We start from the raw sequence: 11,493 nt of genomic DNA on the forward strand, positions 1-11,493 counted from the left end.
CGCCAAATTCCAGGCTCTCCGCGGCCGGGCGCCGCCCGCGAGGCGCCGGTGTGCTGCGCTCTGCGGAACGGGCGCACGCTCGCCGGGTCGGCCCCGCGCGGGTAGGCAGCGGCAGCCGCAGCGTCGTCGCCGTCGATCGAAGATCCCGGTATTCATCTGTTCCCGCCGGCAGTAGACTCCAGGCTCTGCGTCCCGCAGACGCGCTTCCCAGGCCGATTCCAAGCGGGATCCGTTGCTGAGGAGCAAGGAAATGAACCCGCTCGTCCCCGACTTCATCATCCAGCAAGACGCTCTCGGCAACACCGAGGGCAGCTTCACGGGGGCGGTGTTGATGATCGACATCCCCGGCTTCACCGAGCTCACGGAGAAGCTGATGCAGCACGGGCGCGCGGGCGCGGAGACGCTCGCGGGCACGCTCCGGTACTACTTCGACCCGCTCATCGCCGCGGTCCACCACGCCGGAGGCTTCATCACGAACTTCGCGGGCGACGCGTTCACGGCGCTGTTCCAGGACACGCCCGACCGCAAGGTCGCCGAGTACGTGCTCGGCGCGGCGCTCTCGATGCGCGATCTCTTCGCCGAGCACCCCGAGCGCGACACGCCCTTCGGCAGCTTCCCGTTCTCGTTCCGGATGGGGCTCGCGTGGGGCTCGGTCGAGTGGGGCATCGTCCGCATCTCCCCGGAGCGCGCGTACTACCACTTCCACGGGCAGGCGCTCGCCGCGTGCGTCGCGATCGAGCGGCAGGCGCAGAAGGGGGACATCCTCCTCGACCGCGCGCTCTGCGATCGCATCCCGCCCGCGAGCGCGAAGTACCACGGCGAGGGCGTCTACAAGCTCGGCGACGTGCCCGCGCCCCGGCTGCCGCAGGTCCCGCGCAACCCGCCGCGCGGCGACGGCGCCGCGTTCGTGGCGAGGGGCGTCGCGGACATGCCGCCGGAGGGCGAGTTCCGCAACGTCACGAGCGTCTTCCTCTCGTTCGAGCAGATCCCGAGCTTCGCCGAGCTCACGCGCCTCCTGCACGAGCTCTCGGAGCTCTACGGCGGCACCTTCACCGGCATCGACGCGGGCGATCTCGGCATCGCCGCGCTGATCCACTTCGGCGCGCCGATCACGCACGAGAACGACAACGATCGCGCGCTCGACTTCGCCCTCGAGCTGAAGAAGCGCGGCCTCCGGCAGATGCGCCTCCGCGCGGGGATCACGCGCGACGTCCGCTACGCCGGCTTCAACGGCGGCACCGAGCGGCACGAGTTCGCGTGCATCGGCCGCGCGACGAACCTCGCCGCGCGCCTCGTCGCGAAGGCCCCCTGGTCGGCGATCTGGGCCGACGAGCAGGTCTTCCGCGCCGGCGAGACGAGCTACCAGTGGACGACGGAGAACATCTTCCGGTTCAAGGGCTTCGACCTGCCCATCCTCGTCTACTCGCTCGAGCGCCGCCGCATCTCGGTCCAGAAGGAGTTCTACGACCTCGGCCTCATCGGGCGCGAGGCGGAGATCGAGCAGCTCGCGCGCTACGTCGGGCCGATCTTCGAGGGCAAGCCGGCCGGGATCATCTACATCGACGGCGAGCCGGGGCTCGGGAAGAGCTACCTCGTGCAGCGCTTCCGCCACCGGTGCGAGGAGCACCAGAGCGATCGGCCCTTCCTGTGGATCGACGCGCGCTGCGACCAGACGCTCCAGAGCTCGCTGAACGCGTTCGAGTTCGCGCTGAAGGAGTACTTCTGGGAGTCCTCCGCGCTCGGCAAGGAAGAGAAGCTCACGAACTTCGACGACGCGTTCGAGTACCTCCTCGAGCGGCTGCCCGAGAGCCAGAGCGCGCTGAAGCGCGAGCTCGACCGCGCGCGCTCGGTGTTCGCCGCGCTCATCGGCATCCGCTGGGAGGACTCGCCGTACGAGCGCCTGCACCCGAAGCTGCGGTACACGAGCACGCTCTCGGCGCTGTCCTTCGTCTTCCTCGCCGAGGCGTCGCTCCAGCCGGTGATCCTGCACCTCGAGGACGCGCACTGGGCCGACGAGGACTCGCTCGAGGCGGTGCGCGTGATCGCGCGCGCGTGCCGGGGGCTGCCCATCGCGATCATCTGCACGACGCGGCGCAAGGACGACGGCACGCCGGTGCGCATCCCGCTCGACCCGGGCATCTCCGAGAAGGTGATCGAGCTGAAGCCGCTGCCGCGCGAGCAGCTGCTCGCGCTCGCGGTCCCGTTCTTCGGCGGCCCGATGCCGGACATGCTCGCGACGCTCCTCTGCGAGACCGCGGGCGGCAACCCGTTCTTCGCGCAGGAGATCCTCGCCTACTGGCTCGAGGACGGGCGCTACGGCTCGAGCTCGAGCTCCATCTCGATCTCGAACACGTTCATGCCGCCGAAGAACGTGAACAGCCTGCTCATCTCGCGGCTCGACCGGCTCGACGCGAAGGTGAAGCAGACGATCGTCGCCGCGGCGGTCCTCGGGCGCGAGTTCGACCTGCGCGTGCTCGCGCTGATGCTCCCCGACGCCTCCGTGCTCGAGGAGCACGTGCGCATCGGCGAGGCGCAGTGCATCTGGTCGCAGATGACGGAGCGGCGCTTCCAGTTCAGCAACGCGCTCCTCCGCAACGCGGCCTACGAGATGCAGTCGCGCGCGCGCCTGCAGGAGCTCCACCGGCTCGCCGCCGAGGCGATCGAGAGCCTGTACGGCGACGACCTCGAGGACCAGCTCGTGGCGCTCGGCCGGCACTGGCGCCGCGCGGGCAAGGTCGATCACGCGCGCCGCTACTTCCTCGCGGGCGCCCGCAAGGCGGCGGCGCGCTACGCCCACGAGGAGGCGACGCGCCTCTACCGCGTCTACTTCAAGCTCTCGCCGGAGCCGACCCCCGAGAGCGTCGTCGTGCGCTACGAGTTCGCCCGAGACGTCCTCGAGGCGCGGGGCCGGTACCAGGAGGCGCGGCAGGAGCACATCCGCGTGCTCACCGACGCGCAGAAGCTCGGCGATCGCGCGTCCGAGTCGCTCGGCTTCCTCGGCCTCGGCCGCACGCACTGGGCGATGCAGCAGCCGGACGACGCGCGCACGTACTGGGAGGAGGGGCTGCGCGCCGCGCGTGAGGCGGGCAACCTCCCGGCCGAGGGGCTCACGCTCGCGAGCCTCGGGATGGCCTACGCCGTCCAGGGCCGGTACGACGCCGCCCGCACGCTCTACTCGCGCGCGATCGCCATCGAGCGGCAGATCGGCAACCGGCGCGAGGAGGCGAGGCTCCTCGCGGAGTTCGCGAAGCTGCACCGGCTGAGCGGCCACCTCGGCGAGGCCGAGGCCCTGCAGGAGCAGGCCGCGGCGATCGAGCGTGAGCTGGGCGCCTCTTGAGCCGGGGCGGGGGGCCACGGCGCCCCCCGCCCGCCACGCCGCCACCATCGTCGTCGCGACCCTCGCTGCCGCATACCTGCCCGGCTGCAGAATCGCTATGCTCGGCTCGCCTGCGGGTCGACGCTAGCGCCCCTCGAGCCTAGCGCGGCGCGGATTTCGCCACATCGTCCGAGAGGTCTCTCAAGAGCATGACACAGCAGGAAGCAGGGGACGTTGCGGAGCCGGCGCGTGAGGAGCAGCGCGGGTCGGCGAAGCGGCTCAAGCTGGTCCAGGCGGCCCTGGCCGCCGCGGTCTCGGGGACGCTGGTCGTCACCTTCGACATCTCGCTGGCGGCGCTCGTGTTCACGCACGACTTCGCGGACCGGCTGTCGAAGGGGATCGGCATCTTCCTCGTCAGCTCCGTGATCGTCGGGGTGATCGTCGCCCTCCTCAGCTCCTTCCGCCCCGTCATCGCCGCGCCGCAGGAGGACGCCGCCGTCATCTTCGCCTCGATGGCCTCGGCCATCGCGGCCGGCGTCCACAAGGTCGACCCGAACGCCGACGCGTTCCCGACGGTGATCGTCGCGATCGCGCTCACGTCGGTCGTCGCCGGCGGCTTCTTCCTGCTGCTCGGCATCCTCCGCCTCGGGGTGCTGGTCCGCTTCATCCCCTACCCGGTGGCCGGCGGCTTCCTCGCCGGCGCCGGCTGGCTGCTCGTCCAGGGGTCGCTCTCGGTCATGTCCGGCAAGCCGGCCACGCTGCCGATGCTGCCGGAGCTGTTCGCGAGCTCGCTCGACAAGGTCCTCACCGGCCTCCTGTTCGGCCTGCTGCTCGTGGCGCTCCTCCGGCGCTACACGAACCTCTTGCTCCTGCCGATCCTGCTCGTCGGGTCGACCGGCGTCTTCTACCTCATGCTCACCCTCGCCGGCTCGAGCGTGACGCAGGCGTTCGCGGACGGGTGGCTCCTCGGGCCGTTCCCGCGCGAGGGGCTCTGGCCGCCGGTGCAGGCCTCGGATCTCCAGAAGGTGAACTGGCCCGTCCTGTTCGACAGCGGCGGCAACATGGTGGCGGTGACCGTCATGGCGGCCATCACCGTGCTCCTGAGCGCGTCCGGCGTGGAGCTCGCCACCGAGCAGGAGATCGACCTCGATCGGGAGCTCAGGGCCACCGGCGTCGCGAACATCGTCGGGAGCATGTTCGGGTGCGTCGTCGGGTACATGTCGATGCCCGAGTCGTCGATGAACTTCAAGACCGGCGCGAACACCCGGCTCGCCGGCCTCTTCGCGGCGTCGGTCAGCGCGCTCGTGCTGATCATCGGCGCCGACGCGATCAGCTATTACCCGCGCCCGGTGCTCGGGGGGCTCATCGCGTACCTCGGCTTCCACTTCCTGATCAACACGCTGTACGAGGGCTATTTCCGGCTGCGCCGGACCGAGTACCTCGTCGTGGTGGTCATCCTCCTCGTCGTCGCGGTCTGGGGCTTCCTCCTCGGCGTGGCCGTGGGGCTCGGCGTCTCGCTCATCCTGTTCGCGCTCAGCTACAGCCGCATCGAGGTTATCCGCAACGCCATCTCCGGCGTGCACCTCCGCAGCAACGTGGCCCGCAGCGACGGCGAGGAGATGACGCTGATGGAGCGCGCCAAGCAGCTGTACATCCTCCAGCTCCAGGGCTATGTGTTCTTCGGTACGGCTTACAACCTCCTCACCAGCGCTCAGCAGCGCATCCAGAGCACGGACGCGGAGATTCGGTACCTGCTCCTCGACTTCCGGCACGTCAACGGGCTCGACTCCTCGGCCATCGCCAGCTTCCTCCGGCTCCGCCGCCTCGCGAAGGCGAACGGCGTGAGGCTCATCCTCACCGAGGTCCCGGCGGACATCAGGAACCACCTCGAGCGCGGCGAGGTCGTGATCGAGAACGACGACGTGTGCCGGATCTACCCGGATCTGGACCGCGGCCTGGAGGCGTGTGAGAACGAGATCATCCAGGAGGCGCCCCCGAGCATGCTGCCGCCGCCCATGCTCTTCTACGACCTCCAGGACGTCTTCAACGGCAGGGAAGACATGCTGCGCTTCCTGGGCTACCTGGAGCGCGTCGAGGCCCCGGCGGGGTTCGACCTGTTCCGGCAGGGCGACGTCTCCAAGGACCTCTACCTCATCGAGAGCGGTGAGCTGACGGCGTGGCTCGAGATCGACGGGAAGAAGATCAAGCGGCTCCGCACCATGGGGCCGGGCTCCGTGGTCGGCGAGTCCGGGCTGTACATGGGCGAGAAGCGCTCTGCGACCGTGACCGCGAGCCGCCAGGCCACGCTCTACAGGCTCTCGGAGGAGGCGCTGCGGCGGCTCACCGACGAGGCGCCGGAGCTGGCGGCCGCGTTCCACCACTTCGTGGTCACGCTGCTCGCGCGACGAATCGTCCACTCGACTGGTCCTGTCAAATCATTGTTCAACTAGTGCGAAGAACGTCCAGTCATGCCGCGTCCCCGCGAGATGCCTTGAACAAGAAGGAGAAAGGACGGACTAATGCAATACCGACGTAGACCCCTGGTGCTTGCTTCGCTGCTGCTGGGGGTCCTTTCGCTTATGGCTTGCGGCAAGAAGGAGTCCCCGGCTCCGGGGCAGGAGCCGGCCGCCGGCGCCAAACCAGCCGCGCCCGCCGAAACAGGCGAGCTGAACTTGCTGATCTTCCCAGATTACATCGACGAGAAGATCATCAAGGAGTTCGAGGCGCAGACCAAGGCACAGGTGCGCCTGACCCGGTACGACTCCACCGAGGAGATGGAGAGCAAGCTGGCGTACGCGGGCGCTGACAGCCAGTACGACGTCGTGATCATGGCCAGCCAGATCCTGCCCAGGATGGTGCGGCGCGGCCTGGTCAGGGCGCTGGATCACGCGCAGATCCCGAACCTCAAGAACCTCGAGTCGCGGTTCGCCGGGCCCGGGTTCGACGACGGCAACAAGCACGGCGTGCCGTACCAGTGGGGCACCGTCGGCATCGTCTACAACAAGAAGAAGCTGCCCAACCTCGACCCTTCCTGGTCGGTGCTGCTCGATCCGCAGAAGCTGGCGGGGACGTTCGTGCTGCTCGACGAGCAGCGGGACATGCTCGGCTCGGTGCTCAAGTACAAGGGGTACTCGAGCAACACCACGAACGCCAACGAGATCCGGGAGGCCGGGCGCGTCCTCAAGGAAGTGAAGAAGCAGCCGAAGTGCCTCGGCTTCAAGGGCGGCGTGGGCGCCATGGAGGACGTCAGGGCGGGCTCCGTGGACATGGCGGTCGTCTGGAACGGGGACGCGCAGAAGCAGATCGAGCAGGACAAGGAGCGCCTCGCGTTCGTGATCCCCAAGGAAGGCTCGGTCATCTGGGTCGACGTGATGACGATCGCGGCGAAGGCGCCTCACCCCGAGCTGGCCCACAAGTTCATCAATCACGTGCTCACGCCGGAGGGCGGCGCGCAGCTCTCGATGTACACGAAGTACGCGACGCCCAACGCCGCGGCACAAGGGAAGCTGCCGGACGCCGATCGCACGAACACGCTCATCTACCCGACGAAGGAGGTGGCGGATCGCCTGGAGCACCACCGCGATCTCGGCGAGGCGGCGAAGGTGTTTGACGAGGTCTGGACGGAAGTGAAGTCACAGTGACGCCATCGTGGCGTCACCATCGATGGTGGCGCGGCGCGCGACCGCGGGCTCAGGGAGGCACCTCTGCCCACGTGGCCCACGTGGACAGACACGCACCTGCCGTGAAGTCGCCTGTCTGACCCTGCGTGGCCGGCGGCGCGCTGGCTCTCCCCTGGACACTCCCGATGTGAGGCGGAGCGCGACCTCGTGTGAGGCGCGATGCGCGGCGCGTCAGCACGCGCGGCGGACACAATCCGCTCGCGCGCACGCCAGATTGCTGCGCGGAGCGCCGCGGAACGATGATAGGCTGGGCGTTATACCTGGGAGAAGCCCCTGATGAGTAGCCCTCTCGACCTTCCGTTCGCTGTTCATCCTCGACTCGAGACAGAGCGCCTGATCCTGCGTGAGATCGTGGAATCCGACGCTGAAGCCCTGTTCTCCGTCTGCTCCGACGATGAATGGTTGAGGCTGTGGGGCGCTCCCGTCCACAAGACGGTCGCCGACACAAGGAAGATGATCGGCATGCTCAAGCGCGCGCACCAGGAGGGGTCGCAGCTGCGATGGGGCATCAGCGTCCGGGGGTCGGACCACCTGATCGGCGCCGCCGGGTTCTTCCGCTTCCTGACGCCGCACTACCGCGCCGAGATCACGTACGAGCAGGCGAAGACGGCCAGCGGCAAGGGGTACATGACGGAGGCGCTGCGCGCGGTCGTGCGGTTCGGGTTCGAGCAGCTCGACCTGCACACCATCGAGGCGGGCATCGACCCCGAGCACGGGCCGTCGCTCCGGGTCGCGGAGCGGGTCGGCTTCCAGCGAGAAGGGTACCTCCGGGAGAACTACTTCTTCCAGGGGAAGTTCTACGACACGATCCTGTGTACGATGTTCAGCCCCAAGCCGGCGCAGCGGCCGTACAACAAGTGACGGGGCTTCTGCGGGTCTCGTAGGCTTCCAGGTCGTCCCGAGCTGTCCGGCCCCCGGAGCGGGCGGTCGTCGCGCGGGGCGGGGGATGGGCTGAGCTCGCCTGGGGCGTCCTGTCCCCGTCGTGCGCCGCACGACGGAGACAGGACGCCACTCGGGCTCAAACATCAGCCCATCTCCCACCCCGCGCGACGACCCCCCCGCCGCGGGGGCCTTCGTTTGTCCATGAATCGAGGCGCATCTGCGCTGGAGCGCATCGGCGAGCGTGAGGCCGCCTGACGGTGCGCGGCGCCTGACGGTGCGCGGCGCCTGACGGTGCGCGGCGCCTGACGGTGCGTGCCACTTGGCGGCGGGCCGCCCGACGGTGCGCGTCGCCTGACGGTGCGTGTCACTCGGCGGCGGGCCGCTGGGCGAGCTCGGGGGGACAAAAGGACAGCGCCCCTCCGCCGAACGGGGAGGGGCGCTCTGCGACGCTGGCAGGCACCAGCGCCGGCGCTGCTCAGAGGCTCATGTTGAGCGAGGCGAGGAACGTACGGCCGCTCTGCGGGAACTTCGCGATGGTGTACTGCGCGGCCGTCGGCGCCGTCCAGCGCCAGTCGCCGACGTTGTAGACGCCGACGTTGTACCGGAGGTTGCCGACGTCCAGCTGCCCGGAGACGACGATGTCCCAGATCACGGCCGGCTCGGTCTGGGTCTGAGGAGGAAGCGCGGGGTCCTCCTTGATATTGCGGTCGTACCGCGGCGCCTCGACCGTCAAGCGCGACGCCAGGACGACCGCCTTGCCGAAGAGCGGGGCCGCGCCGCGGGCCGACGCCATGTGCTCCGGCGAGTTCGGGACGTTGCGCAGCTTGTTGACGCCGCTGTCCTCCAGGTACCGCGCCTTCGCATAGGAGTACGAGAGCGACGCCATCCACCCCTGACGCCACTCGCGGCGCAGCTCGGCCTCGCCACCGACGACCAAGATCGGAACATCGGTGTTGTTGTAGTCGGTCGGGTCGTCTGGAATATTGCTCCCCTCCTGGAAGATCAGGTTGCTCAGGTGGTTCACGTACGCCGCGCCGAGCGCGGAGACCGTGGAGGAGAGCCGGTGGGTGAACTCGACCTCGCCCGACCAGACGTTCTCGGGTCGGAGATCCGGCGAGGGCCTGTAGGTCACGTGCGGAGTGTCATTCGCCACCAGCGGATTCGGAGGAAGAGCGTACCCGTAGAACAGCTCCTGGATGGAGGGCGCGCGGAACGCGCGGCCGCCGGTGATCTTCAGGTTGCCCTGCTCGTACGGCTTGACGATGAGCGCGATCCTCGGGCTCGGGACGGGCGTCGCATCCTCCAGCGTCGAGTAGTAGTCGAAGCGGGAGCCAGCCGAGATGCGGAGCCGCTCCGACGGCGTGATGTCGACGAGCGCATACGCCGCGAAGATCCGGTAAGGGTGCTTGTCGAGAGCGGTCGTATCAAGTTGCTTCGCAGGATCGTCGCTCAGCGGGAGGTAGACGAAGGTAGAGCAACCGGTGGGCGTGCCGTCGCAGGCCCTGTTGACGCCCTGCTGCGCGGCGGTGAAGTGCAGCTGCGCCTCGGCGCCCGCGGTGATCTTCAGCTGCGGGATCGGACTGAACTCGACCCGTTGCTCCGCGAGCAACCAGACGTCGTCGAACTTCTCCTTGTCATAGACCTCGCTCATGCCCTTCGCGGCAAACGGCGCGTAGTACCAGAGCCTGTCTCTGAACTGGTACAGGTTGATGCTCGCGCGGGTCAGCGTCGCGAGCTTGTCCCCGAAGCGCGGCGAGAGCGAGAGCTCGAGGAACCCACGGGTGTCCTTGTAGTACGTCTTGTCGACGCCGAGCTGCGTCGTCGCGACGCCGTTGGGGACCGTCTTGTCGCGGGAGTTCAGGTACCACTGCGCCGAGAACGACTTCAGCCAGAGCCGCCCCTGGAAGGTCCCCACCGTGAACTTGTCGTTATCCCGGGAGTGACCGTCGAACCGGTAGCGAAGCGGATCGTCCGGCCCCGTCTCGGGCGGGGGATAACTAGAGGTGAAGTGGTCCTGGTAACCATCGAAGAAGTAATCCCGCCCGAGGCTCCGCGCGGCGCCGACGGACGCCCAGACGCCCGAGTCGCGACCGAGCGGCAGCTGGAACGACGCGCGCCCGCGGACCAGCGAGTTGTCGGCCGTGCCCACGCCGAAGCCCACGCTGCTCGCCGTCGGGCGGCCCTTGGTCACGATGTTGACGACGCCGGAGAACGCGCCCGTACCGTAGAGCACCGAGCCCGGGCCCCGCACGATCTCGATCCGCTCGACGTCCTCCAGGTCCGTCCGGGCGAGGTAGTCGAAGTACGACAGGTTGACCCAGCTGTCGTTCATCGAGTGGCCGTTGAGCAGCGTCAGCATGCGGTTGCCGAAGTCGCCCGGCAGGTTGATGCCGCGGATGCCCGCGAAGGTGTACACGCCGTCGTATGTCGTGTAGACGCCGCGCACGCCGCGGAGCGCCTCGGCGACGGTCGGATAACCCATCGCGCGCAGCTCCTGCCCGGGGATGATGGTGACCGAGCCGGGGGCGTCCTCGACGGCCTCCGTCGAACGAGACGCGGCCTCGACCTCCTCGAGCTGCCGGAGCGAGATGTCGATCCGGGTCTGCTGGCTCGCCACGACGGTCGCGACCTGCTCCACCGGGCGGAAGCCGCGGAGCGAGACGCGCACCCGGCGCTGGCCGCTCTGCACGTTGAGCACCGCCGGCGTGAAGCCCATCGGCTTGCCGTCGACCTCGACGAGCGCGTCGCGCTCGTCCGCGTTGACCACCAGGCTGCCCGTGAGCGGGTTCAGACGGTAGCGCGCGGTCACCGTGCTCGCGGCCGCGACGTTCACGTCCTGCTCCGACGGCTGATACCCCTCCTGCGAGAGGTACAGGCGGTGCCGGCCCGGCGGCAGCGTGAGGTCGCACGGCGCGGTGCACGCCGGCGGGCCGCTCGCGTCGTTGACGCGCACCGTCGTGCCCGCCGTCTCGCCCACCACGCGCACCGTCCCGATGATGCGCTTCAGCTTGACCTCGACGTTCGTCTGCTCGCCGAGCTTCGCCTCGACGTTCTCGACCTCCGCCGGCTCGTACCCCTCGAGGTCGACGATGATCTTGTGCTTGGTGTTGGGCGGGAAGCCGAGGAGGCGCGGCGTGTTGCCGCGGCCGCCGAGATCACGGCGGTTGATGTACACCGTCGCTCCCGGCGGGTCCGTCGTCACCTTGATGACGGCGACGTTCGGGCGTATGCGCGCGAGCGCCTCCTCGATGGCGGGCCGGCGCGCCGCGTTGGGCTCCTGCTCGAGCGCCTGAACGTAGTAGCGGAACGCGTCCGGGTACTCCCCGAGCGCCTCGTACGTTCGTGCGATGTTGAAGATGACGTTGCGGTTCGGCACGAGCCGGTTCGACACCAGGAAGTGCTCCAGGGCGCCCCGGTAATCGGCTTTGGCGTAACGCTCCGTGGCGATCCTGAAGTGTAGATCGGCCTCATCGGCCAGATCGTCCGCCCAGGCAGGCCGACCGGAGAATGTGAGGAGTGAAACGAGTATGAGTAGGAGTGCGGAACGACGAAAGCTCATCTTTCGATCTCGATTCCCAGCGGTCGTAGTGGAGCGCAAGGCGCCGTCCGCCGGGG

General features: G+C 68.7%; 5 protein-coding genes. 4 read left to right on the forward strand and 1 reads right to left on the reverse strand.

From position 1 onward, the window contains the following. The first annotated feature begins 250 nt into the window (after positions 1-250). The 4 genes from WMF33_RS49195 to WMF33_RS49210 all read left to right on the forward strand — a co-directional run bounded on the left by WMF33_RS49195 (position 251) and on the right by WMF33_RS49210 (position 7,857). A complete protein-coding gene (locus WMF33_RS49195) occupies positions 251-3,337 on the forward strand; it encodes an AAA family ATPase (protein ID WP_020742163.1) in 3,087 nt (1,028 codons plus the stop codon). 188 nt (positions 3,338-3,525) lie between these two features. Next, the gene (locus WMF33_RS49200) at positions 3,526-5,766 is read left to right on the forward strand and encodes an SLC26A/SulP transporter family protein (RefSeq protein ID WP_061624842.1); all 2,241 of its coding nucleotides are present in this window, start codon (positions 3,526-3,528) and stop codon (positions 5,764-5,766) included. 222 nt (positions 5,767-5,988) lie between these two features. Continuing rightward, positions 5,989-6,957 carry a polyamine ABC transporter substrate-binding protein gene (locus WMF33_RS49205; RefSeq protein WP_437335047.1) on the forward strand — a complete coding sequence of 323 codons (969 nt, stop codon included), beginning with the start codon at positions 5,989-5,991 and terminating at the stop codon, positions 6,955-6,957. A 315-nt stretch (positions 6,958-7,272) separates the two neighbouring features. Next, a complete protein-coding gene (locus WMF33_RS49210) occupies positions 7,273-7,857 on the forward strand; it encodes a GNAT family N-acetyltransferase (RefSeq protein ID WP_437335048.1) in 585 nt (194 codons plus the stop codon). 496 nt (positions 7,858-8,353) lie between these two features. On the opposite strand, the gene WMF33_RS49215 is transcribed toward WMF33_RS49210, so the two are convergent. After that, a complete protein-coding gene (locus WMF33_RS49215; RefSeq protein WP_437335049.1) occupies positions 8,354-11,437 on the reverse strand; it encodes a TonB-dependent receptor domain-containing protein in 3,084 nt (1,027 codons plus the stop codon). Positions 11,438-11,493 lie beyond the last annotated feature (56 nt).

The sequence above is a fragment of the Sorangium sp. So ce394 genome (assembly GCF_051474665.1).
GTDB classification, from domain to species: domain Bacteria; phylum Myxococcota_A; class Polyangia; order Polyangiales; family Polyangiaceae; genus Sorangium; species Sorangium cellulosum_D.